This is a genomic window from Streptomyces sp., from assembly GCF_035645055.1.
In the GTDB taxonomy this organism is placed as follows: Bacteria; Actinomycetota; Actinomycetes; order Streptomycetales; family Streptomycetaceae; genus Streptomyces.
On sequence record NZ_DASQNH010000017.1, the window covers coordinates 92,176 to 114,914 of the forward strand.

Consider the following 22,739-nt stretch of genomic DNA (forward strand, 5'->3'; position numbering starts at 1 on the left):
TCGAACACGTCGCGGCTCCGTGGCTCAGAGCGGCTTGTTCACCTGCGGGTAGGCTCACGCCGTGACCGGTAATCGGCGGACGGACCGCATCGGAACCGCCCTGCGGGGCGAGAATCCGACCGTGCTGCGGCGACTCGAATCCGGCTTCGCGGTGATCGGCGACGTCCAGTTCCTGCCTGGCTACTCGGTTCTCCTCGCGGACGATCCGGGTGTTCAACGGCTGTCTGACCTGCCGAGGACCAAGCGGCTTGCGTTTCTGTCCGACATGGACCAACTCGGAGAAGCGGTCGAGCGGGCCTGCGGGCGCCTGGACCCTGCTTTCCGCCGGGTCAATCTGGAGATCCTCGGCAACACGGATCCGTTCCTGCATGCCCACGTCTGGCCGCGGTACGAGTGGGAGCCGGCTGAGCTGGCGGGCGAGCCCGTGTGGCTGTATCCGCGTAGCCGGTGGGGCGACGAGCAGTTCGCGCTGGGCCCGCAGCACGATGTGCTGCGGGACGCGATCGGCAGCGAACTGGACGCGTTGCGGCCGATGGCCTGAGGCACGCCGACGCACCGCTGCCGCATCGGAGCGATGGGCCACCATGGATGCGTTCGCCGGTGGAGACCGCTTCCGCGAAGCCACCGCCCTGACGCGCCGGGGGCCCGTCGTGAGGCATGGGCCCCACTCAAGACACTCACTGCCGGTGTTCCCGAGCCGCGTCGGTGGTGAGCGCCTCGTGCATGGCGCGCAGCCGCCGGTGCTGGCGGTTCCCGTACAGGACGAGCCAGATCAGGAAGGCCCCGGCGACCACGGCCATGCCGAGCGTCTGCCGCAGGCTCGCGGTGAGTGCCGTGAGCGCCACGAGGACGGACCACATGACGGCGAGGAAGACCTGGGCCGCGACGCGGTGGCGGGTGCGGTGCAGGCGCTGCCCGGCCAAGTCGCGCATGGCCTGTCGCTCATGCGGGTCGGTGGGTACCTCACCCCGGCGCAGCTTCCGGTCCAGCGACACGAGGTCGTCCGCCGACCCTCCGGCGGCACGCTTCTCCTTCCTCCGTACGACGGTCAGGACGATGACACCGCCGAGGGAGGCGACTGCCACGCGGGTCACGGCCGAGGCGGCCGAGCGCTCCGGGAACAACAGCAGAACCACGGCGCTGGCGATGAGGACGGACAGCGCGACCTGGAGCCACAGGTGCTTGCCGAGATAGGCGTTGACGCGTTCCACGGGCGGCCTCCCCGCTATATCCGGGTCCGGCGGCGGACGACGAGGACCCGCATCGTCAATGCGATGGCCAGCAGCACCCATGCCACGGCGCAGTAGCCCCAGGCGGTCGTTCCGCGCACGGCGCCGACGGAGGCCCAGACCGCCCACAGAGCGACCAGGACCCACAGTGCGGTCCAGGCGATGTCGGCGATACGGGTGGGCAACTGGGCGCGCTGTCTGGTGCCGGGTTCGAGCGTGCCGAGTCCCGACTTCTGCGGGGATTTCCCTTGCGTCATGGACGATTCCTCCGAGGATGTGCGGGTGTGTCCTTGGGACTCTCGGCTACCCCGGGGGTGGTACGGCAAGCCGCCAACTGCGCGGACAGATATGGAAGATGAGGCTCCGCAGGCCCACGACACGTCCTGCTCTCCCTGCCGGCCGCGAGATCACCGCGCAAGCACGAACTGCTCGGCGATGCCGTGCTCACGGCCGGAACGAGCCGGTCATCCACGGTTCCCCGAGGCAACGTTTCCTCCGGCCCTGGGTAGGGCAAACCCGAGAACGGATCCGGGGGACAGCCCCGATGATCTCCGGCGCGAAGAACGCTGAAATCTCCTCATCACCCTTTTCCGAGGAGACGCCTGATGCGTTCAGCAACACCACGACCGTGGAAGAACACGGCACGACCGGGCGCGCTCGCCGCCGCCGCGGCGGCGCTCACCGTGCTCGCTGTCTCGGCGGCAGCCGTGACCCACGAGGACGCCCGGCAGCAGCCGCACGCCGCCGACAGGCCGGTGTGGACCGGGGCGTGGGGCACAGCCATGCAGCGGCCCGTCGAGGGCAGCGAGGACTGGGGGCACAACTGGTCACGTCAGGGATTCGCCGACGAGTCCGTACGCCAGGTCGTCCGCATCACGACCGGCGGCTCATCGCTGAGGATCCGGCTGTCCAACTCGTACGGCACCACCCCGCTGCGGATCACCGCCGCGACCGTCGGCCGGTCCGCCGGCGAGGCACGGGTCTGGCCCGGCACGGCACGCACCCTGACCTTCGACGGTAGCCAGGGAACCACGATCGCTCCCGGGCGGGACATCGTGAGCGATGTCGAAGCCCTGAGCACGTCCCCACTGGAGAAACTGACCGTCACCCTGTACTTCGCCGACCGCACCGGCCCGGCCACGTTCCACCGGTTCACCACAGCCACTTCGTACCGCGCCTCCGGGCGCCACCTGGCCGACTCCGGCGGCGAGGCCTTCAAGGAAACCACCGACGCCTGGTACTTCCTGAGCGGTGTGGAGGTCTCCGGCACCGCTCCCCCGCGCGGCACCGTGGTCGCTTTCGGTGACTCGCTCATCGACGGGACGGGGGCCACGTCCGGCGCCGACCACCGCTTCACGGACAAGCTCGCCGAACGCCTCGTCGCAGCTCGCCGCCCGCTCGACGTCGTCAATGCCGGGATTGCCGGGAACCGGATCCTCGACGACTCCCCCTGTTACGGGGACAAGGCCACCGACCGCTTCCGGCGCGACGTGCTCGACCGTCCCGGCGTACGCACCGTGATCATCCATCTGGGCGGGAACGACATCGGTGCTCCCCAGATGGGCGATCCCTGCATGGACCCCGCACCCCAGGTGACCGCACGACAGATCATCGAGGCGCACAAGGAGCTGATCCGCGCGGCCCACGCCCGCGGTGTCAAGGCCATCGGCGCGACCATCCTGCCCCTGAAGGGGGCTCTCTTCCCCTTCTACAGCGAGCGAGGCGAGAGGGTCCGGACCGCCGTCAACCACTGGATACGCACCAGCGGCGCGTACGACGGCGTCCTGGACGTCGACCGTGCGCTCGCCGATCCCGCCGACCCCGCGCTGCCGCGCCCCGGCTACGTCTTCCAGGACGGCCTGCACCCCAACGAAGCCGGATTCCACGCCATCGCGTCCGCCGTGGACCTCGACGCCCTCTGAACCTGCCTCAACGGGCAGCCCCGTCACGAAGGGGTGACGGCGAGGAAGATACCGGCGAGGTGGCGGTGTCCGGCGGACCAGGGCCCGGTCAGGTGGCGGGCAGCGGTCGGTTCCCGTGCGGGTGCAGGCGGTCGGTGAGGAAGGCGAGGATCTCGTCGCGGGCCCGGACCGTGGGATGGCCGGCCTCGTCGACGAGATGGGCGGTGACGACGCTGTGCGGGGTGCCGACCAGGGCGGCGAAGAAGGGCGGCGGGGCCGGGTTGGCGGCGCTGTCCGGGAGGACGCGCCCGTCGAAGGCGTCGCCGAGCAGCGCGCGGTAGGCGGCGAAGCGCTGCCCCGTGCACCAGCGGTCGCCCTCGAAGCGGTAGGCGAGGACGGTGAGTCCGTCGCGGTCGAGCCGGTCGCGCACCGCGATCGCGTCCGCCGCGTCGAGTTCGAGTCCGCCGGGGTCGTCGAGGGGCAGCGACGGGTGGTTGACCACCGGGGCGATCACGGCCGGCTCCAGAGCCATGGTGAGGGCGAAGTTGCCGGTGAAGCACAGGCCGATGGCACCCACCCCCGGCCCACCGCACTCGGTGTGGGCCTGGCGAGCCAGGCCGCGCAGCCAGATCGTCACGGGGCTGGTGCCGCCCCCGGCGAAGGCGCGGAACTCGGCGCTGACGCAGGCGCGGCGGACGACCTCCCGGCCGCCCTCGACCGTGGGGAAGGCGCCGTCCGTCCCGAACAGGGAGGGCACATGGACGGTGAAGCCCGCGTCCCGCACCCAGCGCGCGAGCCGCAGGACGTCGGGACTGACGCCCGGCATCTCGGGCAGCACCACGACCGCGGGCCCGGACCCGGCGACGTACACCGTCTTCTCCACCCCCTCCACGGCCACGGTCCGGCGGGTGAAGTCGGTGATCGGATCGTCGTCGTTCATGGGGCCAGCCTGGTGCCGGGACGGGCCGCCGGGTGAGAGGCGGGATCGCCGAGAACAGGGGTAATCTCGCCACACGCGAGGAGGGCGAGCGGTACGCGGTCGGCGACCGGGAGCCGGGACAGCAGGGGGCGCGGGAGCAATGGCCGAGGCGACGCGGCAGGCGGGGGAAGGCGCGGGACCGGGGGCCGCCGGGCCGGGTGCGCTGCGGGTCGGGGTCCTGGCGTACCCGGACTGCTTCGCGTCGGAGGTGTTCGGCGTCCCCGACCTGTTGACGATGGCCGGGCATGTCGCCGGACCGGAAGCGCCCGGCTACCGGGTCTGGGTCCTCTCGCCCCGCCGCCGGGTCACCGCCTCGGGTGGCGCCGGCCTGGACGTGCGCCCGCTGCGCGAGGTCGACGTCCTCGTGGTACCCGGCTTCGAACTGCGCCCGGACACGGACCTCGACGCACGACTCGCCCGGCTCGCCCCAGAGATCACGGCGATCCGCGCACAGGCCGCCGCCGGCACCGCCGTCGTCTCTCTGTGCGTGGGCGCGTTCCTGCTCGCCGAGGCCGGGCTCCTCGACCGGCGCCGGGCCACCACCTCCTGGCTGCACGCCGGTGAACTGGCCAGGCGCTGCCCGGACGCCGACGTGCGGCCCGAGCGCCTGGTCGTCACCGATACCGGGGTGACGACCACGGCGGCCTTCAGCGCGATGTACGACTTCGCGCTGGACCTGATCCGCCGGCACAACGGAGCCGGGGTGGCCCGCGCCACCGCACGGGTGGCGCTCGTCGACGACGCGCGGACCTCCCAGACCCCGTACGTCGACCCGCGGCTTCTCCCGCAGCCCGGCCGGGAGTTCTCCCAGCGGGTCATGCGTCGGCTCGACCAGAACCTCGCCGAGCCGTACGACCTCGCCGCGCTCGCGGACGCCTTCCGGGTCAGCACCCGCACGCTGCTGCGCCGCTTCGCCGCGGAGACCGGACGCAGCCCGCTGGCCCATCTGCAGGCCTCCCGGGTCCGCCGCGCCCGCCATCTGCTGGAGACCACCGACCGCACCGTCGCCGCCGTCGCCGCGGCCGTCGGCTACCAGGACCCCGGCACCTTCGCCGCCCTCTTCGCCCGCCACACCGGCCGGCGCCCGAGCGCCTACCGGGCCGCCTTCCGCCGCAAGGCCCGGGGGTCCGCACGGTGATCTGGTCACTGCACCGAGTGCGGCCTCCGGCACAGGATGAGCCACGCGCCGCGCCGGGCCCGCGTCGTCCTGGTGGAGCCCGCGCTGAGCGCACTGCCGCGTCCTCGCCGACCTGGTCGACGCCGACGGCAGCCTTCCAAGTTCCAGCCCGTCGTGCTTGAGGTGGATCTTCATGCGCGGGCGCCTCCCCCGCGTGGGGGAAGCGGATCACGCGCTGGGCTGATCCCTGCGCGCTGCGGATCCAGAACAGTGAGCCCATGACGATCAGCGAGTTGAGTTCCACGACGGCGGTCGAGGTGACCGAGCGGCGTGGGCCGCTCCGGGCGGAGCGCATCGCCCGCAAGATGGGGAGCCAGCCCGGTGACATACAGAGCTGCCGGGCGGATCGCGGGCTGTCTGTGCGAACGACCCGTGCGCGAACCGATGGCTGGGGTCCGGAGTTCTCCCGGTTCGCAGGTCCGATGAGAACGACGCCGAGCTGCCCGCCGTTTCCCGTGCGGTCAGCTGTGTGGAGGACGAGGGGGGACGGTCCGTGACGGCTCTGCTCATGTCGTTCCCGGCGTTCGCGTCCTGTCTGGTCCTGTTCGCCCTGATGGAGAGCGCATGGCGATGGTTCACGGGACTGGGCTTGATCCCTTGGGTGCGCAGGCGCACGGGACGGTCGTTGTCGAGCATCGCCTTCGATGAATTCACGGCGGTCGTGAACGGAAACAAGACGGCAGAGCTGGAGCAGCGGAGAGTGGAGCTGCTGCGGCGGGACGACGAGAGCGACGGTGCGACGCCGCCCCGATCCAGCATCGACCTGACCAAGGGCACGGCGTTCATCGTGCTGCCACAGGAGGCGTGTGCTGACAGGCGCGATGCCTGCCAGGGCCGGCGGTGAACCGCGCACCGAAGGGAACGGGCGCGGAGCCAGTCGGGCGAGCGGGGACAGCGCCATCAGCGCGGGGGACAGCAGCATGCCGACGGCCGTCACCAGAAGACCGGTGCGCAGCCCCCACCATTCCACGGGGAAGCCGCCGAGCAGAGAGCCGAGCGGGGTCAGGCCCATGCCGGCGAACGTGATCGTCGCCGCCACGCGGCCTTGCATCCCGTCCGGGGTGACGGCCTGCCGGACGGCCATCGGCGATCAGTGGCAGGACCACCACGCTCGCGTGCTCACCCAGCTGGGAGGCGGTCTGCCCCACCCCTCGGGTTACCGAGTACGAGGCCCGCCTCCCGGCGCACGACAGGCGCACCGACGGTTCAGGCAGGGGGGGCTCACTGTGCCACGGATCAAGGACGGCACGCGATGACAGGCCTACGACGGCCTACGGCGTCAACGCGCGCTCGGACGACCGACCATGCCTCAGCTCCTCGTGGGTCACTCCGCTGCCCGAACGGCAGTCTGCGGAGCGTCGGCGCGAAAGCCGATTCCGTGAGGGCGGCTCACGAGAAAACGGCGTAGCCGTCGCCGTCGAGGTCCGTGGAGGCGGTGGTCCCGCCGAAGCCGTCGCCGGCCCGGGCAGCCCACTCGTTTGGTTGTGCGGGTGCCAGGTTCGCGCCGAGGCGCGCCTGGGGCTGTGGCGGTGGGGGGAGCGAGGCTGCGCGTCAGTTCCCCTGCTTGACCTTGACACGGTGACAAGGTCTTCACTGCTGCCGAGGAGGTGGTTCGATGACGCCCACGAGACAGGGCACAGATGCGGAACGAGCGCTCCAGGGGCTGGAGGACGGTCGTTCGTCCGTGCGCCTGCGGGCCGCACTGGCGGTCGGCACGACGCCCGACCCGCGTTTCGTCGACAAGCTCATCGAGCGCAGCGCGATCGAGCCCGAGTTCTTCGTCCGCGACATGCTGACCTGGGCGCTCACCCGCCACCCGGTCTCCATGACGCTCCCCAGGCTGCTCCGCGAAGTCGGCTCGGGGCGCGCACAGGCACGGAGCCAGGCGCTGCACACGCTGTCCAAGATCGGGGACCGGCAGGCGTGGCCGGCGATCACCCGGACGCTCCTGTCCGACGCCGACGACGAGGTGGCGCGCAGCGCCTGGCGGGCCGCGATCGTGCTCGTGCCGGAGGGCGAGGAGTCCGCGTTGGCCGCGGTGTTGGTGACACAGCTCGGGCGCGGAGGCCGCGAGACGCAGCTGAGTCTCAGCCGGGCGCTGGTCGCGCTGGGCGAAGTGAGTGCGCCGGCTCTGCTTGCCGCGGCCACGGCCCCCGACCCGCGCATACGCGCGCACGCGCTCGCCACACAACGGCTGCTGCGCGACCCCGACACCGGATTCGAGTCCGCGATCGAGGAGGCCAAGCGCGTCGTGGCCCTCGGCGGGTCCGGCCAGGGGGATGATGGGACGTGTTGATCGGTGAGGTGGCGCGACGGTCCGGGGTCAGTGCCCGCATGCTCAGGCATTACGAGTCGCTCGGCCTGGTGCGTCCTTCGGGCCGTACCGGCTCCGGCTACCGGGAGTACTCCCAGCAGGACATCCAGCGGATCTTCCACATCGAGAGCCTGCGGTCACTGGGACTGTCGCTGACTGAGATCGGACGCGCGCTGCACGATCCCGGATTCACGCCCTCGGCGCTCGTCGACGACCTCATCCGTCAGACACGCGAACGCATCGCGGCGGAGACCGAGCTGCTCACACGGCTGCGCCGCATCCACGCCGCGGACCCCGTCGGCTGGGAGGCCGTCCTCCGGGTGGTCGCGCTCCTGCAGGCTCTGGGGTCGAAGAGCGCCGACGCACGCCAGCGCGCCGCCCTTTCCTCGGGCGATGAGGCTCCGGTGCCCGTGGAAGCCCTGGTCGAGGCGGTTCTGAGGGAGACGGATCCGAACGTCGCCGGGACCCTTCGATGGGCGCTGGCACGATCGGGCGACGGCGGTCCGGCACTGCTGGCGCAGGGCCTCGGCTCACCGGAGGCCGCGGTGCGGGAACGCGCCGTGCAGGCCCTCGCCGAGATACCCGGCGACGACGCGGGCGCGCGGCTCCGCGATGCCCTCGGGCACCCCGACGTCGTGGTCCGCGGATACGCGGCTTTGGCGCTCGGCACACGAGGTGTGACCGATGCGGTCCCGACCCTCATCGACATGATCTCGGACGGACGCAACGACACCGACGCAGCCGATGCCCTGAGCGTGCTGGCGAGCGACACCGCGATGGCGGATCAGATCGCGACCGCGCTCGTCGAGCGTCTGGCCCACGGCGCCACCGAAGCACCGGCACGCGGACGGCTGACCCAGGCGCTGGCGGGCATCCCGGGGACCAAGGCGTCATGTGCCCTCGTGGAGCTCTCGCATGACGCGGACCGTGCCGTCGCGCTCACCGCGGCGTACCTCCTTCAGCTGCGCGACACGGGGTGACGGATATCCAGCGGGCTGCCGAGCCTGCGGCCCACGAATCCCTGGGCAGGCACCGAGTCGGAGTTCGAGGTCTGGTGGCTGATGATCGGCCGCAGGCAGGCGGGCGATGCCGAGTGTGATGGGAGCAGGGGTCGCTGTCGCAGGGGTACTGCCGCCGCTCAGGGGTACGCGAGTGCAGCGCCAGTTTGCAGGGCGTGCGTACACCTGTGGGCAGTACCTCTTGAAGCAGTGGGAGATGACATGAGGCTCCGCCAGTCGGTTCCGGCCCTGTCCCGGTTCTCCGCGGAAGTGCTGGGCGGGCGGTATCGCCTTGACGAGGTCATCGGCTCGGGTGGCGCCGGCGATGTCCACCGCGGCTTCGACCTTCGTCTCAAACGACCGGTGGCAGTCAAGGTCTTCCGCGTCGGCACGGATCTCGACACGGAAGAACGCTTCCACAACGAGGCGGTGATCCTTGCCCGGCTGCAGCATCCGGGCCTGGTCACCGTCTACGATGCCGGGCGGCACAACGGCCGTTCCTATCTGGTGATGGAGCTGATCGAAGGCCCCACGCTGAAAACCCGCATCGGCACAGGCCCCCTGGCTCCGGGCGAGACCGCCGCCCTCGGTGCCGATCTCGCCCAGGCGTTGGCGCACGCGCACGAGGCAGGGATCATCCACCGTGACGTGAAACCCTCGAACATCATCCTGGACGCCTCCGGCCGCCCTCACCTGACCGATTTCGGCATCTCCCGGCTGCTGGACGCCACCACCCACACCGCGACCGGCACACTCATCGGCACGGCCGCCTACTTGTCTCCCGAGCAGGTGCTCGGCCAGCCCGTGGGCCCAGCCGCCGATGTCTACGCCCTCGGCCTGGTGCTCCTCGAATGCATCACCAGCAGGCTCGAATATGACGGTGCCCCCTTGGAAGCAGCGATCGCGCGGCTCCACCGGCGCCCCGAACTGCCCGGCTCCCTGCCGGACGAGCTTGCGGGCCTGCTGAGGGACATGACCGCGCTGGAAGCGGAGGCCCGCCCACCGGCAGCCGACTGCGCCCGGACACTGACCGCCATGGCCGACACGACCGGCCCCGTCTCCGTCCCCAGCCCGGCTGACGTCACCAGTCTGGTGCCCAGGCAGGCATCGGCGCGCGCGGACCGCACGCACCAGCGTCCGCCGTACGCCGCAGGCACAACGGCCACGCCGAAGACCGCACCCGCACGCCGACGTCGCCTGGCCGCCGGTGGAGCCGCCGCCCTGGCCGCTGCCATGGCCGCGACTCTCGCCGTCAGCGACGGGTCCCCGCACCAAGGCAGCGGTGACCACACGACACGGGCTGCCGACAAGCCCTCCGTGACAGCCGAGCCACCAGACTCGACGCGTGCCGGGACCGAGGAAGGGCGCCCCACCGAGACGCCCTCCACCCGCGACACGTCCACCGGCGACGCCACCACCCGACAGATCCAGGACCCCGCTCCTGGCCGGCGCCCCGGTCTCACCTCCGCGGTCCCGAGCCGGGAACCAGTCACCGAAACAGTCGGCGACGGCGCCACCCCGCCATCACACTCCCCCGCGACCGGCGCACCGCACGGTCAGCACACGGAGACGTCCGATACGCGAAAGCCCGCGACATCGGAAGGACAAACGTCCAGCAAACGCCCCAAGAAGTCCCGTAAGTCCGGAAATCCTCACCAGGACAAGGCCCCGAAGGGGAAGTCGGAGTAGCAGACCTCCAACCGCCGCCTCGGTGACGCAACCGACGGGCCCAAGGGCTTCGCCCGGTCTGTGGATCAGGACCGGATGAACGACTACGACGGTTTCGCCGAGGCCTACGCGGCGGAGAACGAGAACAGTCCCGTCAACGCGTACTACGAGCGGCCCGCGATGCTGGCCCTCGCCGGCGACGTGACCGGCCGTCGGATCCTTGACGCCGGCTGCGGCGCGGGCCCTCTGTCCGCCGCGCTGCGCGACCGTGGTGCCGTCGTCACCGGCATCGACGCCAGCGCCGGGATGCTGGCGCCGGCCAGGCGGCGGCTCGGTGACGACATAGCTCTGCACCTGGGAAGCCTGAGCGACCCTCTCCCGTTCGACGACGGTGCGTTCGACGACGTGGTCGCGTCGCTGGTCCTGCACTACCTGGAGGACTGGGGGCCGACGCTGGCCGAGCTGCGGCGAGTGCTCAGGCCCGGCGGCCGGCTGATCGCGTCGGTGGACCACCCTTTCGTGGCCTACACGATCCAGGATCCTCGGCCCGGCTGCTTCGCCACCACCAGCTGTACCTTCAACTGGACGTCGGCGGGCAGTCCGTCCCGATGAGGTTCTGGCGCAAGCCGTTGCACGCGATGACCGATGCCTTCACCACCGCCGGATTCCGCCTTTCCGTCGTCAGCGAGCCGCGGCCCGACCCGGCCGCGAACTGTTCCCGACGGCTTGCGCGACCTTTCGACCAGGACGACCTTCCTGTTCTTCGTCGTCGAGGTGCCGCCGTCGGCTACCGGCTCGGACGGCTAGCCGGTCGCCGACCCCGCGGTCAGCGGTGGTCCGCGGCAGGGCCCGTCAGTGTCCTGCGGCCAGTTCGCCGCTGAGCTTGCCGTGGAGGTGGGCGCTCGGTTCGTTCAGGCCGGTGATCTCCACGCTCTTGCCGCGCTGGGCGTACTTGGTCTCGATGGCGTCCAGGGCGGCGACGGAGGAGGCGTCCCAGACGTGGGCGGCGGACAGGTCGATGACGACCTGCTCGGGGTCTCCCGCGTAGTCGAACCGGCCGACGAGATCGTTGGACGAGGCGAAGAACAGCTCACCGGTCACCCGGTAGACCACGCTCGTCCCGTCGGCAGCGGTCACCGCGGTGACCTCGGCCAAGTGGGCGACCCGCCTGGCGAAGACCACCATGGCGGTGATCGAGCCGACGACGACGCCGATGGCGAGGTTGTGGGTGGTGACCACGCCGACGACGGTGATCACCATGACGGTGATCTCCCCGGCGGGCATCCGCTTGAGGGTTCCCGGGGCGATCGAGTGCCAGTCGAACGTCGCGAACGACACCATGACCATCACGGCGACCAGGGCGGCCATGGGAATGTCGGAGACCACCGGTCCGAAGACGATGCACAGCACCATCAGGAAGGCACCGGCAAGGAAGGTCGACACGCGGGTGCGGGCCCCGGACACCTTCACATTGATCATTGTCTGGCCGATCATCGCGCAGCCGCCCATGCCGCCGAAGAATCCGGTGACGATGTTGGCGATGCCCTGCCCGATGGACTCGCGGGTCTTGCTGGAGTGGGTGTCGGTGATGTCGTCGACCAGCTTCGCCGTCATCAGCGACTCCATCAGGCCGACCAAGGCCATCGCGAACGCGTACGGGGCGATGGTGGTCAGAGTGTCCAGGGTCAGCGGCACGTCCGGCAGGCCCGGAACCGGCAGCGAGGACGGCAGGTCACCCTTGTCCCCCACGGTGGGCACCGCGATCCCGGCCGCGACGGTGATGACGGTGAGGATCACGATGGACGCCAACGGCGCCGGGATCACCGTGGTGATCTTCGGGAAGAACACCATCAGGGCCAGGCCGGCCACGATCAGCGGGTACACCGGCCAGGGCACGTCGGTCATCTCGGGGACCTGGGCCATGAAGACCAGGATGGCGAGGGCGTTGACGAAGCCGACCATCACCGAGCGCGGGATGAACCGCATCAGCTTCGCCACACCGAGCGCGCCCAGGACCACCTGGAACACTCCCGCGAGGATGACCGCGGCGACGAGGTAGCCCAGGCCGTGCTCGCGGTTGAGCGGTGCGATCACGAGGGCGACCGCGCCGGTGGCGGCGGAGATCATCGCGCGGCGTCCGCCGACGACGGCGATGGTGACGGCCATGGTGAAGGAGGCGAACAGGCCGATCGCCGGATCGACCCCGGCGATGATGGAGAAGGAGATGGCCTCCGGGATGAGGGCGAGCCCGACCACCAGGCCGGCCAGCACCTCGGTGCGCCAGACCTTCGGATCACGCAGCCAGTCCGGGCGCAGGGCGCGCAGCCGCGCGCCTGGCGGGATCACGGAAGAAGACAAGAAAGCAACTACCTGTCGTACTCGGGCACAGCCCGAGGGCGGGTCGGGCGTGCGAAGGAGGACGCGGAAGGCGGGCCGGCCTCTCGCGAAGGGCCCGCTGAGCGGGGCCGGAAGTCGATGTGAGCCGGCGGCTGCGAAGCAGCGCGGGGGGCGCCCGCCCCGGCTCTGGTCAGGGGCGAAGCGTCACGGCGGACAGGCGGCGGCGCCGGGCACCACGGACTCGCGCACGCATCTCTCCTGCAAGACTCGGATTCCTCGCCGGGGGCTGCATCGGCCCCGACACGGCAGCACGGCCGGACCTGCATGCCCGCGCCGCGCAGAGGTGAGGACGACGCCCGGCAGGCCGGGCCTCACCACCCTGAAACTCTACCCTAACGTTAGAGTAGGGATCGGCGGCCGGGCAGGGCCCCGGCACCGCCGGAGACGAGAAGGGCCAGATCAGGGACGTGGACGGCAAGCACATGCAGATCGGCGAGGTCGCCGCGCGGACCGAGCTGTCCCTGCGAACCATCCGGCACTACGAGGACACCGGCCTCGTCGCCCCGTCCGCCCGCTCCCAGGGCGGTTTCCGCCTCTACACCGAGGCCGACGTGGCCCGCCTCATGGTGATCCGCCGTATGAAACCGCTCGGCTTCACTCTGGAGGAGATGCGCGACCTGCTGGAGGCCACCGACCGCCTCGACGCCGACGAGCAGCCCGGAGCCGCCGAGCGGGAAGCTCTGCTGAGCCGGGTGCGCGGTTACGAGCGGGCCGCCACCCGCAAGGTCGAGGAGCTGCGCGTCCAACTGGAGCGGGCCGAGGACTTCGCCGCCACCCTCCGCGGCCGGCTGGAGGCAGCCCCTCCCGGGAGCGGCACCGCACCGGGCCCCGCCGCGCACGTCTGAGGACGGCCCGCGCCCGCTGTCACCGCCTCTCCCCCGCCCTGTCGGGCCGGCGGGTATCAGCGCCTGCTGGGCGGGATCGGTACCCGGCGCGACAGGAGTATCAGGAATGCCCGGCCCGGCCTTCAGCTCGGTGGCGAGTTCGACCAGTCCGCTCCGCTCGGCGACGCCGACGCGGATCCACGCGTCAGTCCCCTGAACGCAACGGCCGGTCCGCCGCTGCCGGACCGATGCACGAAAAGACGGTGGCCGTCGACCTCCTGGAACCCTCCGGCCGGCGGTGCGAGCCGAGCTGGGAAGTGCTGTTGTTCGTCATACGGCGAGGTTCCACCCCTGACGCACGGTCAGGGCCAAGCCCCCGTGGCCAGGCCCCTCGTCAGTTTCCGATGGCGTCACGGATTTCGAGGCAGCGGCGGACGAAGTCCTGAACCACGGGATTGGTGTCGTCGGACCGGGCCCAGGCGACACCGACCTGACTCGGGCTGACGTCGCTGACCGGGCGGTAGGTGATGCCCGGCCGGGCGTAGAAGCGGGCGGCGGATGCGGGGGCGAGGGCGACGCCGTAGCCGTTGGCGATGGCGCTGAGCCAGTCGTCCGGCTGGTCGACGACGGCGCCGACGCGCACCGGGTGGCCGTCGCGTTCGTCGGTGGCCAGCCAGCGGTCTCGCCACCAGCCCGTCTCGGGCGGGGCAGCCACGAACGGCTCGTCCCACAGATCCCGGAAGGGGATCACATCACGGGCGGTGAGTGGGTGCCCCTCGGGGAGGGCGACCCAGCGGGGCTCCGTGAACAGTACGGCCGTCCGCAAGGCGTCCTGTCCCGGGAAGGGCAGCCGCAGCAGGGCCACATCGACGTCTCCGTCGGCGAGCCCGGCGCTCGGATTCGACCAGGTGGCCTGCCGCATCTCCACTCGCCAGCCCGGGCGGCGCCGGGTGAACTCCGCGATGATGCGCGGGGTCGCCTCGTTGGCGGCACTGCCCATGAAGCCGACCCGCAGCAGGCGGGCTGCCCGGCTGGCGGCGCTCTTGGTCTCCCGCAGCACCCGGTCCCAGTCGGCCAGCAAGGCGGGGGCCCGCTCTGCCAGCATCCGGCCCGGTTCCGTGACGGTCATGCCGGTGCGGGACCGTGTGAAGAGCCGCACTCCCAGCCGGGTCTCCAGTTGCTTGATCTGCTTGGTGAGCGCCGGCTGGGACACGAACAGCCGTTCCGCGGCGCGCGTGAGGGTCCCCTCCTCCACCACAGCCATGAAGTAGCGCAGCAGCCGAGTGTCCACATCCATGCCCACAGGTTATGGACGCAGGTATTGGACGCCGCTCAAGGGGTCCCGGGAGGCTTGTCGAGGCGGACGCGCCGGGCGCGCCGCACTCACCATTCGCTCTCGCCTGAAGGACGAGGCACATGTTCACCGCCTACGCGATCATCACCGTCATCACCATCCTGGCCAACGCCGGAATCGCCATAGCGGACTTCTCGAAGGCCGCGTTCGTCCTGGCCAACTCGGCTCACGTGGGTGTCCCTCAGACCTGGCTCCCGTGGCTCGCCGCGCTCAAGGCGGCCGGAGCCGCCGGTCTCCTCCTCGGACTCACGGTTGCCCCGCTGATCGGCGTGGCCGCCGCGACAGGACTCATCCTGTTCTACATCGGCGCCATCGCCGTCCACATCCGCGCCCGCGTGTACAACAACATCGCTGCTCCTGGCGGCTACCTGGCCCTGGCCGTTGCCTCCCTCACCCTCGCCATCACGCGATGAAGGCCGCACCGCGACACGAAAGGCCACGACTCACAGGGACGATGGCCAGTGAACGAGACCAACGTCCGTGACCTCTACCGCGGTTGAGGTCCTATGCGAACGTCTCCGGCGCGTGCAGCGACGAGTCGAGCCGGGCGGATTCAGCGCGCCATCACCCAGCCCGGCGTCCAGGTCCCGGCGGCGTCGTGACCGGCCGTGGTGGTGGCGAGGTGGGCACGGAGGGCGGCCAGTGCCGGGTGGGGGTTGTCGCGGTGCCAGAGGAGCGAGTGCGGGTAGACGGGGATCGGGTCGGTCACCGGGACGCGGCGCAGACCGTGACCGGCGGGCCAGACGAGCCGGGTCTGCTCGCCCATGAAGGTGGCCAGGGCCGGGGTGTCGGCGATGGTGTCGAGGAGCGCGTCGGATCCGAAGTTGGGGCCGGTCGCCTCGATGGTGAGGCCGAACTCGGTGACCAGGGCGTCGTAGTAGGCGGCCCACTCGGTACCGGGGACGATGCCGGGCATCCAGATCCGGTGTCCGGCGAGCTGGGTGACGGTCACCGACCGGGCGGAGGCCAGCGCATGGCCGGCGCCTACGAGCAGTTGGAGCACCTCATCGAGCACCCGTACGGACTCGATGTCCTCGGGAAGGGGCCGGCCGGGCGCGGCGACGGCGCGGAAGGACGCGTCGATCTCACCGGAGCGGAGGGCGTCGACGGCCGTTCCGATGTCGAACAGCCACATCACGTCGAGCTCGATCCCCGGGTGCGCGCGGTGGAAGCCGCGCATCAGGCCCGACGCCGCGCCGCGCGAGGCGATCACGTCCACGCGCAGCGGGCGGCAGCCGGTGCGCACGGACGCGACCGCGCGTTCGGCGACGCGCAGCAGCTCACGCGCGTGGGGCAGGAACGCCTGCCCGTCGATGGTGAGCTGGGCGCCGCGCGGGGTGCGGGTGAACAGCCGCACCCCGAGGTTGCGCTCCAGCGCGGCGATGCGCTTGGAGACGGCCTGCTGGGTGACCGCCAGCTCGGCGGCGGCCTCCTGGAACGTCCCCGATTCGGCGGCGGCGACGAAGGTCCGGACGGAGTCGAGGTCCATGCCGACACCCTACGAGGACAACCATTGGTTGTGGATCGTGGCGCGGCGGTTGTTTGATCCGGGGACGTCGTGCTCGCTTTGATGCTTCCGATCGCGGATCGGTTGTGCGGGTGAGTGGCGAGGGGCGTCGGGCATGAAGAGCGGGCACCGGCTGGGACATCTGCGGGGGGACTCGCTGGTTCGTTTGATCGGACAGCGGCGGGGACGTCGGCTGGGGCGGCGATTCGGGTGGCTCTGGGCGGCGTATGGGACGAGCGCACTCGGCACGTGGCTCGCCTTCGGCGCCTTCCCGTTGATCGCCGTCCGGGTGCTGCACGCCGGACCGGCCGAGGTCGCCGCGCTCTCCTCACTGGGGGCCGCGGTGGGCGCGGCCGTGGCGGTGCCGCTCGGCCCGTGGGTGGAGTTCCGCCGCAAGCGGCCGGTGCTGATCACGATGGACCTGGTGCGGTTCGCGGCACTGCTGACGATCCCCACCGCGTTCGCGCTCGACGCGCTCACCTACGTTCAGCTCCTGCTGGTCTCGGTCGTCGTCGCGGCGGCCGACATCACCTTCCGCGCCGCCTCCGGCGCGTACCTGAAGACGCTGCTGCCGGCACAGGACCTGCTGACGGCCAACGCCCGATTCGAGTCCACGGCCTGGACGGCCACGATCGTCGGACCGCCGCTGGGCGGCGCCGTGATCGGGCTCCTCGGCCCGGTGGTGACGGTGGCGGCCGACGCGGTCAGCTACCTGCTCTCGGCCCTCGGCATCCGCGCGGCGGGCGGGCACGAACCACCGCCCGAGCAGCGGCAGGCCGCACGCCTGCGGGCGGGGGACCTCCTCGACGGCTGGCGGTACATCCTCGCCGACGCCTCCTTGCGTCCTCTGTTCTTCAACACCGCCTTGTTCAACGGCCTGGTCATGGCCACCCAGCCACTGCTGGCCGTCCTGATGCTCGGCCGGCTCGGGTTCACGCCGTGGCAGTACGGCCTCGCCTTCGCCGCGCCCTCGATCGGCGGGTTGCTCGGCTCACGGCTGGCCCGCCCGCTCGCCACCCGGTTCGGGCAGTACCGCGTCCTGGTCGCCTCCGGGACGCTGCGCGCGCTGTGGCCCGTCGGCCTCGCCTTCACGGGACCCGGCACCGCCGGGCTGACGCTGGTGATCGGTGTTGAGCTCGGCCTGATCCTCTGCTGCGGGATATTCAACCCCGTCTACGCCACCTACCGACTCGAACGCACCGCGACCGTCCGGGTCGCCCGCACACTCACCGCCTGGCAGGTGACGGCCAAAGCCTCAACCGCTCTTCTGACGGCCCTGTGGGGCGTGCTGGGCACCCTGCTCGGCCCCCGCACGGCCATCGGACTGGCCGGCCTGTTCCTGCTGGCCACGCCGCTGCTGCTGCCGCGCCGCACCCCGGCTGGGCAGACCGGTCCGGCGCCCGCTCCGAACCGCACCTGACGTGCCTGACCAGGACCAGCCGGCGCGTGCTTGGCCGGCCAGGCCACCGGGGACTGGACTTCAGCCGCCGGCACGGCGGAAGGCGGCGGTGTTCTCCGCGGCCCATCGCCGGAATGTCCTGGCGGGAGCACCGATGATCCGGGAGACGGTGTCGCGCACCTTGAGCAGCTCGTCGTTGACGTCGCCGCCCGTCAGGTCGAGTACCGCGTCCGCGGCTTCGTCTCCCAGGAATGCGGCCATCTGACGACGGGCTTCCCGTCGGCCGATCTCGGTGAACGGCACTTCTCGGCCCAGTACCGCCGCGATGGTCCCGGCCTGCTGCCGGGCCGTGATCCGCTCCGGACCGGTCAGCGCGTATGTCCGTGCCCGGTGGCCGGACTCGGTCAGTGCCGCCCGAGCCACCGACGCGATGTCCGCGGGATGGATCGTGGGGAGGCCGACGTCCGCGTAGGGCACGCGGACCGCTTGACGCTCGCGGATGGCTTTCGCCCACCACAGGGCGTTCGAGGCGAACTGCGTCGGCCGGAGGATCGTCCACGTCATGCCGCTGCCCTTGAGCAGCCGCTCGACACTCAGGTTCTCGCGGGCCGGGCCAAGGTGCGGATGTGTCTGGACGGTGATGGACGACACCAGCACGACGTGTTCCACGCCCGCCGTCCGGGCCGCCTCGATGATCTCGGCGTCCGAACCCATGCGTGACACAAGAAACAGCGAGCGCACCCCGTCCAGCGCGGGCTTCAGCGAGGCTGTCCGGGTCAGGTCGCCCCCGATGGCTTCGACGCCTTCCGGGAACCCGGCCCGTGCGGGGTCACGGGTGAGCCCTCTCAACGGGCCGACGCCGAACGCCCGGAGTTCTTGCAGCAGGGCGCTTCCTATGTTTCCGGTGGCTCCGGTCACGAGGATCATCAGGTCTTCTCCCTGGCGTCAGGCGGCGATCACCATGCCGTGACGCTAAGACCTCAACCGAGCTTCGGGTCAAGACGGCTTGACGGACACCGTGCGCTGGACACGTTCACGCGCGGGTTTCGACGCGTTTCGTCGTTCGAGCGCGTGAGGTCTGGATCCGGACTGCCCAGCGTGGGCGTGGCCTCGCTCGCGGTGGGTGGCGGTGACCGCGACGGACGGGCCCGGCGGCGAAGGGCCGAGCCGGGTCGCCATCCGGGTCCGGCGGCTCGAGGAACTCATCGATCAGCTCGACGGCGTCACCGCCACCGTCACCGTCGACGGCCCCGGCGCCAAGGTGCAGGCCCGCGAGTGACACCGTGACGACGGCGCCGGGCGCCACGGAGATGCGCCATCACCGTGGGCGCCTCCTCACTCCGTTGCGGGGTGCTTCCCCGGGCCGTCGCCGGGGCCGGCGAGCGGGGTCGGCGAGAGGTCCGCGGGTTCCTCGCCCGCCTCCAGGAGGGTGTCGGCCGCGCCCACGATCAGGGGGTCCGGCTTTCCGACGACCGAGTCGTCCTTGGCCGGGTAGTCGCAGCGGTCGAGGAGACTGCGCATGGCTTCCAGCCGGCCGCGCCGCTTGTCGTTGCTCTTCACCACCGTCCACGGCGCGTGGGCGGTGTCGGTCGCGCGGAACATGTCGACCTTGGCCTTGGTGTAGTCGTCCCACCGGTCGAGGGAGGCGAGGTCCGTGGGGGACAGTTTCCAGCGGCGTACGGGGTCGACCTGGCGGATGGCGAACCGGGTCCGCTGCTCGGCCTGCGACACGGAGAACCAGAACTTCATCAGCAGGATGCCGTCGTCGGTGAGCAGCCGCTCGAAGAGAGGTGTCTGCTCGAGGAAGGTGCGGTACTCCTCCTCGCTGCAGAAGCCCATCACCCGCTCCACACCTGCCCGGTTGTACCAGGAGCGGTCGAAGAAGACGATCTCTCCGCGGGCGGGCAGGTGCGCCACGTACCGCTGGAAGTACCATTGGCCCGCCTCGCGCTCCGTGGGCTTCTCCAGCGCCACGACGCGGGCACCGCGGGGGTTGAGCCGCTCGGTGAAGCGCTGGATGGTGCCGCCCTTGCCGGCCGCGTCGCGCCCTTCGCAGACCACGACGATCCGCTGGCCGGTGTCCTTCACCCAGCGCTGCAGCTTGAGCAGCTCGATCTGCAGGAGCCGTTTGGTTCTCTCGTACTCCCGCCGGCTTATCTTCCGGTCGTACGGATAGTTCTCCCGCCAGGTGTCGATGGGGCTGCCGTCGGCGTCCAGAAGCAGCGGCTTCTCCGGGCGTCGCTCGTCGATACGCAGGCCCGCGAGCAGGTCGTCGTCGCCGGTGACGTCGGCGCCCCGCCCTGCTTCGGTGATCTCGTCTCCGGCCTGCGGCACGTCGGCCGCTTCGGCGTTGCGCTCATCGGACATGGTGATCCTCCCGGTGGCGGTCCCTCTGGGCGGGGGCTGCCTAGAAGGGCAGGCGGCCGCGCGCCCGGCGGCCGGCGGAACCACTGCGGCCGACGGCACGGGAACCGGAGCTGAAGGGCTTGCTGAACAGCCGTCCCAGCACGCCCGGCGCCTTGGACCCGGCTCGGGACCCCAGGCCCAGGGTGCGCTGGGCGCCGTTCTGCGGATGCCTGGACAGGCGGGGAAGCAGGAAGGCCAGCACGGCAAGAACAAGGCACAGGCCGATCACAGCGGCGATCATCATCGTGGTCTCCCGGACGTACGAAGCAGTGAGTGGACGTCTTGTGGTTGCGTTCAACCGACTGCCCCTCCGGCTCTTGAACACGCCCGCCTTTTCCGGTTGATCTCGTCAGGTCCGTGGCACGCCCGTGATGCTCCTCCGTCACCCGGGACGGTCGGCCGGGGCCCGTAGTCACGGTGCGGCCATGGAACCGGTGTCCCTGACGGCCCCGTCCCATAACCTCGTGCCTGAAGACGTCAGATGCCCTGGGCATCCAAACCGAGGAGGCGCTCGTGCTCGGAAGGGGCACGCGGTTGCTCGCGGCCGCCGCCGTCCTGGCCTGCATCGTGCTCGTGGGGCCCGGTGGACCAAGCGGTGCCCACTTCGCCAGGCCACTGCCCGGCGACGCCGTCAAGGAGGTCGTACCGAACCGGGTCATGACGTGGAACCTCTGCAACCCGTGCGAAACCAGCAACATCGACCGGGCGGCGGAGATCGCCACGTACGCGCCCCAGGTCATCGGCCTGCAGGAAGCGTGTGTGCGTGACGTCAAGAGCATCCGGGATTATCTGGAGATCGTCTACGGGCTGGACTACCACGTCGAGTACGGGTCGGTCCTCAGGAACTGGGGCCGCTGCGGGGGTGCGCCATGGAGTCCGGGGGCCTACGGCCAGGCGGTCCTCTCGGCGGCGCCGATGACGGACCACGTCGTCGTGGAGTACCCCGACGGAGGATCCGAGGACCGCGGGTACATGGCCGTCACCACCACGGTGGACGGCCAGCCCGTGCGGGTCTTCAACACACACCTCGCCGAGCGGCGCCAGGAAGCGGTCCGGGCAGGCCAGACCGGCGTACTCGCCGCGGAGATCGCCCGCTACGACCGCGCCATCGTTCTCGGGGACTTCAACGCCGTGCCGGACGCCGCCGAACTCTCCCGCATGTGGGCACTGGCCATGGACACGGACCCGGAATGCCACCCCGCGCCCGTGGGCACCTGCCGAACGACCACCGACTGGCACCTCAAGTTCGACTACATCTTCCTGCGAGGCATCGCCCCACTCACGCACCGCGTGAAGCCCACTCCGCACTCCGACCACCACCTGGTGCATGCCGACCTGGCACCGGTCTGAGCAGGCGTTGCGAACTGGGCGGCGAAAGAGACGTTTGCCGGAGCGTGAACGGTGCACACGATGAGCTAACAAAACCTTTATGCGACGACGAGACGGAGGATCCCACCATGGGCATCATCGCGTGGATCATCATCGGCCTGCTCGCCGGCCTGATCGCCAAGGCCATCATGCCGGGCAAGGACCCGGGCGGCATCATCATCACCATGCTCATCGGCGTCGCGGGCGGCCTCCTCGGCGGCTGGCTCGGCAAGGTGATCTTCGGCGTCGACTCGATCGACGGCTTCTTCGAGCTCTCCACCTGGATTGCCGCCATCGTCGGCTCCCTGATCCTGCTCGCCCTCTACCGCCTCGTCACCGGCAACCGGCGACACAGCCACCGCCACGCCTGATCCACTGACGTCCGGCACCACGGGCCATGCCGAACGGCTCCCGTCCCGCAAGGGGAGGGAGCCGTTCGGCATGTGCATGTGCGCGTCACCCACCGGCCCGCCGTCACGCCTCCCGTGCCGCCCACAAGGACCGCACATGGGCCAGGTGCCGGCTCATCACGGCCTCCGCCCCCGCGGCGTCTCCCGCCAGCATCAGGTCGAGGAGCTCCAGGTGCTCCTGAGCCGAGGGAAGCAGCATGCCGCGCGCGTCCAGCGCCGTCAGCCCGTACAGCCGGGACCGTTTGCGCAGTTCGCCCACCGTTTCGACCAGGCGGTCGTTGCCGTGCAGCCCCAGCAGGGCCAGGTGGAAGCGGCGGTCGGCGTCCAGATAGCCGATGAGGTCGTGATCGCGGGCGCTCGCGACGATCTCCTCGGCCACCGGCCGCAGCGCCTCCAGCTGCTCCGGGCTCGCCGACCGCGTCACCGCGCCCACCGTCGGCACCTCGATCAGCGCCCGCAACTCGCTGTACTGGTCGAGATCGCGCTCGCTGACCTCCGTCACCCGGAATCCCTTGTTCCGTACGGGCTCGACCAGACCCTCACGGACCAGGTCGAGCATCGCCTCGCGCACCGGCGTCGCGGAGATCCCGAAGTCGGAGGCGAGCGCCGGCGCCGAGTAGACCCGCCCCGGTTGCAGCTCACCGGAGATCAGCGCGGCGCGCAGCGCGTGGGCCACCTGGTCGCGCAGCCGCTCCTGCGCCGTGATGAGGTTGGCTTGCTTCAGGTGGCCACCCATGGTCTGCCTCCGGGGCTCTGGGGGTCGGCGATCGGCGCTGCGATCGGCTGCGGTCGGTTCACTCCGCGGGCA

At 71.0% G+C, this 22,739-nt stretch carries 23 protein-coding genes and 2 pseudogenes; 14 read left to right on the forward strand and 11 right to left on the reverse strand.

Going from position 1 to position 22,739, the window contains the following annotated elements:
* The first annotated feature begins 61 nt into the window (after positions 1 to 61).
* Positions 62 to 541 (forward strand): diadenosine tetraphosphate hydrolase, encoded by a 480-nt coding sequence (locus tag VE614_RS05125; protein ID WP_324932660.1) that lies wholly within the window; start codon positions 62 to 64, stop codon positions 539 to 541.
* A 136-nt stretch (positions 542 to 677) separates the two neighbouring features.
* On the opposite strand, the gene VE614_RS05130 is transcribed toward VE614_RS05125, so the two are convergent.
* Positions 678 to 1,211: a hypothetical protein gene (locus VE614_RS05130; RefSeq protein ID WP_324932663.1), complete on the reverse strand. Its 534-nt coding sequence runs from the start codon at positions 1,209 to 1,211 to the stop codon at positions 678 to 680.
* Between the two features lie 14 nt (positions 1,212 to 1,225).
* Positions 1,226 to 1,486, reverse strand: a complete 261-nt coding sequence (locus tag VE614_RS05135) for a hypothetical protein (RefSeq protein ID WP_324932666.1) — start codon at positions 1,484 to 1,486, stop codon at positions 1,226 to 1,228.
* 348 nt (positions 1,487 to 1,834) lie between these two features.
* On the opposite strand from VE614_RS05135, the gene VE614_RS05140 reads away from it, so the two are divergent.
* A complete protein-coding gene (locus tag VE614_RS05140) occupies positions 1,835 to 3,151 on the forward strand; it encodes an SGNH/GDSL hydrolase family protein (RefSeq protein ID WP_324932669.1) in 1,317 nt (438 codons plus the stop codon).
* Between the two features lie 88 nt (positions 3,152 to 3,239).
* Here VE614_RS05140 and VE614_RS05145 read toward each other — a convergent pair whose 3' ends face one another.
* Positions 3,240 to 4,070: a dienelactone hydrolase family protein gene (locus VE614_RS05145; RefSeq protein WP_324932672.1), complete on the reverse strand. Its 831-nt coding sequence runs from the start codon at positions 4,068 to 4,070 to the stop codon at positions 3,240 to 3,242.
* A 139-nt stretch (positions 4,071 to 4,209) separates the two neighbouring features.
* Between VE614_RS05145 and VE614_RS05150 the strand changes: the two genes are divergently transcribed.
* Both VE614_RS05150 and VE614_RS05155 read left to right on the forward strand, forming a co-directional pair.
* Complete coding sequence (locus VE614_RS05150) at positions 4,210 to 5,247, forward strand: GlxA family transcriptional regulator (RefSeq protein ID WP_324932675.1); 1,038 nt, start codon at positions 4,210 to 4,212, stop codon at positions 5,245 to 5,247.
* Positions 5,248 to 5,839: 592 nt separating this feature from the next.
* Positions 5,840 to 6,130 carry a DUF6191 domain-containing protein gene (locus VE614_RS05155; RefSeq protein ID WP_414719524.1) on the forward strand — a complete coding sequence of 97 codons (291 nt, stop codon included), beginning with the start codon at positions 5,840 to 5,842 and terminating at the stop codon, positions 6,128 to 6,130.
* Here VE614_RS05155 and VE614_RS05160 read toward each other — a convergent pair.
* Positions 6,125 to 6,370, reverse strand: a pseudogene (locus tag VE614_RS05160) (MFS transporter); the annotation flags it as partial. The gene VE614_RS05155 and the pseudogene VE614_RS05160 overlap by 6 nt on opposite strands.
* Before the next feature lie 531 nt (positions 6,371 to 6,901).
* Here VE614_RS05160 and VE614_RS05165 point away from each other — a divergent pair.
* From VE614_RS05165 to VE614_RS05180, 4 genes and pseudogenes are all read left to right on the forward strand, one after another.
* Complete coding sequence (locus VE614_RS05165; RefSeq protein ID WP_324932681.1) at positions 6,902 to 7,582, forward strand: HEAT repeat domain-containing protein; 681 nt, start codon at positions 6,902 to 6,904, stop codon at positions 7,580 to 7,582.
* Complete coding sequence (locus VE614_RS05170; protein ID WP_324932684.1) at positions 7,576 to 8,580, forward strand: MerR family transcriptional regulator; 1,005 nt, start codon at positions 7,576 to 7,578, stop codon at positions 8,578 to 8,580. The genes VE614_RS05165 and VE614_RS05170 overlap by 7 nt, the downstream gene beginning before the upstream one ends.
* A 240-nt stretch (positions 8,581 to 8,820) precedes the next feature.
* Positions 8,821 to 10,287, forward strand: a complete 1,467-nt coding sequence (locus tag VE614_RS05175; protein ID WP_324932687.1) for a serine/threonine-protein kinase — start codon at positions 8,821 to 8,823, stop codon at positions 10,285 to 10,287.
* A 75-nt stretch (positions 10,288 to 10,362) separates the two neighbouring features.
* Positions 10,363 to 11,073 (forward strand): annotated as a pseudogene (locus VE614_RS05180) (class I SAM-dependent methyltransferase).
* Between the two features lie 45 nt (positions 11,074 to 11,118).
* On the opposite strand, the gene VE614_RS05185 reads toward VE614_RS05180, so the two are convergent.
* A complete protein-coding gene (locus VE614_RS05185) occupies positions 11,119 to 12,609 on the reverse strand; it encodes a SulP family inorganic anion transporter (RefSeq protein WP_324932919.1) in 1,491 nt (496 codons plus the stop codon).
* A 461-nt stretch (positions 12,610 to 13,070) separates the two neighbouring features.
* Here VE614_RS05185 and VE614_RS05190 point away from each other — a divergent pair, with 461 nt between their 5' ends.
* The gene (locus VE614_RS05190) at positions 13,071 to 13,508 is read left to right on the forward strand and encodes a MerR family transcriptional regulator (RefSeq protein ID WP_324932692.1); all 438 of its coding nucleotides are present in this window, start codon (positions 13,071 to 13,073) and stop codon (positions 13,506 to 13,508) included.
* Between the two features lie 373 nt (positions 13,509 to 13,881).
* Here the strand turns inward: VE614_RS05190 and VE614_RS05195 are convergent, their stop codons facing one another.
* Positions 13,882 to 14,784, reverse strand: coding sequence for a LysR family transcriptional regulator (locus VE614_RS05195; protein ID WP_324932695.1), 903 nt, complete (start codon positions 14,782 to 14,784; stop codon positions 13,882 to 13,884).
* Positions 14,785 to 14,903: 119 nt separating this feature from the next.
* On the opposite strand from VE614_RS05195, the gene VE614_RS05200 reads away from it, so the two are divergent.
* Positions 14,904 to 15,254, forward strand: coding sequence for a DoxX family protein (locus VE614_RS05200; RefSeq protein ID WP_324932698.1), 351 nt, complete (start codon positions 14,904 to 14,906; stop codon positions 15,252 to 15,254).
* A gap of 140 nt (positions 15,255 to 15,394) precedes the next feature.
* On the opposite strand, the gene VE614_RS05205 is transcribed toward VE614_RS05200, so the two are convergent.
* Positions 15,395 to 16,330, reverse strand: coding sequence for a LysR family transcriptional regulator (locus VE614_RS05205; RefSeq protein WP_324932701.1), 936 nt, complete (start codon positions 16,328 to 16,330; stop codon positions 15,395 to 15,397).
* Between the two features lie 133 nt (positions 16,331 to 16,463).
* On the opposite strand from VE614_RS05205, the gene VE614_RS05210 reads away from it, so the two are divergent.
* Positions 16,464 to 17,768, forward strand: coding sequence for an MFS transporter (locus tag VE614_RS05210; protein WP_324932705.1), 1,305 nt, complete (start codon positions 16,464 to 16,466; stop codon positions 17,766 to 17,768).
* A 60-nt stretch (positions 17,769 to 17,828) separates the two neighbouring features.
* Here VE614_RS05210 and VE614_RS05215 read toward each other — a convergent pair whose 3' ends face one another.
* Positions 17,829 to 18,674, reverse strand: coding sequence for an NAD(P)H-binding protein (locus VE614_RS05215; RefSeq protein ID WP_324932709.1), 846 nt, complete (start codon positions 18,672 to 18,674; stop codon positions 17,829 to 17,831).
* A 202-nt stretch (positions 18,675 to 18,876) separates the two neighbouring features.
* Here VE614_RS05215 and VE614_RS05220 point away from each other — a divergent pair, with 202 nt between their 5' ends.
* Positions 18,877 to 19,026 carry a hypothetical protein gene (locus VE614_RS05220; RefSeq protein ID WP_324932711.1) on the forward strand — a complete coding sequence of 50 codons (150 nt, stop codon included), beginning with the start codon at positions 18,877 to 18,879 and terminating at the stop codon, positions 19,024 to 19,026.
* Positions 19,027 to 19,082: 56 nt separating this feature from the next.
* Here VE614_RS05220 and ppk2 read toward each other — a convergent pair whose 3' ends face one another.
* Together ppk2 and VE614_RS05230 are read right to left on the reverse strand one after the other, a co-directional pair.
* On the reverse strand, positions 19,083 to 20,114 hold the full coding sequence (ppk2, locus tag VE614_RS05225; RefSeq protein WP_324932716.1) for a polyphosphate kinase 2: 1,032 nt from the start codon (positions 20,112 to 20,114) through the stop codon (positions 19,083 to 19,085).
* A gap of 40 nt (positions 20,115 to 20,154) precedes the next feature.
* On the reverse strand, positions 20,155 to 20,397 hold the full coding sequence (locus tag VE614_RS05230; RefSeq protein WP_324932719.1) for a DUF6411 family protein: 243 nt from the start codon (positions 20,395 to 20,397) through the stop codon (positions 20,155 to 20,157).
* Between the two features lie 269 nt (positions 20,398 to 20,666).
* Here VE614_RS05230 and VE614_RS05235 point away from each other — a divergent pair, with 269 nt between their 5' ends.
* Complete coding sequence (locus VE614_RS05235) at positions 20,667 to 21,503, forward strand: endonuclease/exonuclease/phosphatase family protein (RefSeq protein ID WP_324932722.1); 837 nt, start codon at positions 20,667 to 20,669, stop codon at positions 21,501 to 21,503.
* Positions 21,504 to 21,610: 107 nt separating this feature from the next.
* Entirely contained in the window at positions 21,611 to 21,892 is a 282-nt protein-coding gene (locus tag VE614_RS05240; protein WP_324932725.1) for a GlsB/YeaQ/YmgE family stress response membrane protein, read from the forward strand.
* Positions 21,893 to 21,995: 103 nt separating this feature from the next.
* Here VE614_RS05240 and VE614_RS05245 read toward each other — a convergent pair whose 3' ends face one another.
* Positions 21,996 to 22,667 carry a GntR family transcriptional regulator gene (locus VE614_RS05245; protein ID WP_324932728.1) on the reverse strand — a complete coding sequence of 224 codons (672 nt, stop codon included), beginning with the start codon at positions 22,665 to 22,667 and terminating at the stop codon, positions 21,996 to 21,998.
* Between the last annotated feature and the right edge of the window lie 72 nt (positions 22,668 to 22,739).

Bases quoted from the DNA above. Each gene is read 5' to 3' on its own strand.
- VE614_RS05245 (WP_324932728.1), bottom strand. From the start codon at position 22,667: ATGGGTGGCCACCTGAAGCAAGCCAACCTCATCACGGCGCAGGAGCGG.
- VE614_RS05175 (WP_324932687.1), top strand. From the start codon at position 8,821: ATGAGGCTCCGCCAGTCGGTTCCGGCCCTGTCCCGGTTCTCCGCGGAA.
- VE614_RS05135 (WP_324932666.1), bottom strand. From the start codon at position 1,486: ATGACGCAAGGGAAATCCCCGCAGAAGTCGGGACTCGGCACGCTCGAA.
- VE614_RS05240 (WP_324932725.1), top strand. From the start codon at position 21,611: ATGGGCATCATCGCGTGGATCATCATCGGCCTGCTCGCCGGCCTGATC.
- VE614_RS05165 (WP_324932681.1), top strand. From the start codon at position 6,902: ATGACGCCCACGAGACAGGGCACAGATGCGGAACGAGCGCTCCAGGGG.
- ppk2 (WP_324932716.1), bottom strand. From the start codon at position 20,114: ATGTCCGATGAGCGCAACGCCGAAGCGGCCGACGTGCCGCAGGCCGGA.
- VE614_RS05150 (WP_324932675.1), top strand. From the start codon at position 4,210: ATGGCCGAGGCGACGCGGCAGGCGGGGGAAGGCGCGGGACCGGGGGCC.
- VE614_RS05215 (WP_324932709.1), bottom strand. From the start codon at position 18,674: ATGATCCTCGTGACCGGAGCCACCGGAAACATAGGAAGCGCCCTGCTG.
- VE614_RS05145 (WP_324932672.1), bottom strand. From the start codon at position 4,070: ATGAACGACGACGATCCGATCACCGACTTCACCCGCCGGACCGTGGCC.
- VE614_RS05230 (WP_324932719.1), bottom strand. From the start codon at position 20,397: ATGATGATCGCCGCTGTGATCGGCCTGTGCCTTGTTCTTGCCGTGCTG.
- VE614_RS05210 (WP_324932705.1), top strand. From the start codon at position 16,464: ATGAAGAGCGGGCACCGGCTGGGACATCTGCGGGGGGACTCGCTGGTT.
- VE614_RS05155 (WP_414719524.1), top strand. From the start codon at position 5,840: ATGGAGAGCGCATGGCGATGGTTCACGGGACTGGGCTTGATCCCTTGG.
- VE614_RS05200 (WP_324932698.1), top strand. From the start codon at position 14,904: ATGTTCACCGCCTACGCGATCATCACCGTCATCACCATCCTGGCCAAC.
- VE614_RS05140 (WP_324932669.1), top strand. From the start codon at position 1,835: ATGCGTTCAGCAACACCACGACCGTGGAAGAACACGGCACGACCGGGC.
- VE614_RS05195 (WP_324932695.1), bottom strand. From the start codon at position 14,784: ATGGATGTGGACACTCGGCTGCTGCGCTACTTCATGGCTGTGGTGGAG.
- VE614_RS05205 (WP_324932701.1), bottom strand. From the start codon at position 16,330: ATGGACCTCGACTCCGTCCGGACCTTCGTCGCCGCCGCCGAATCGGGG.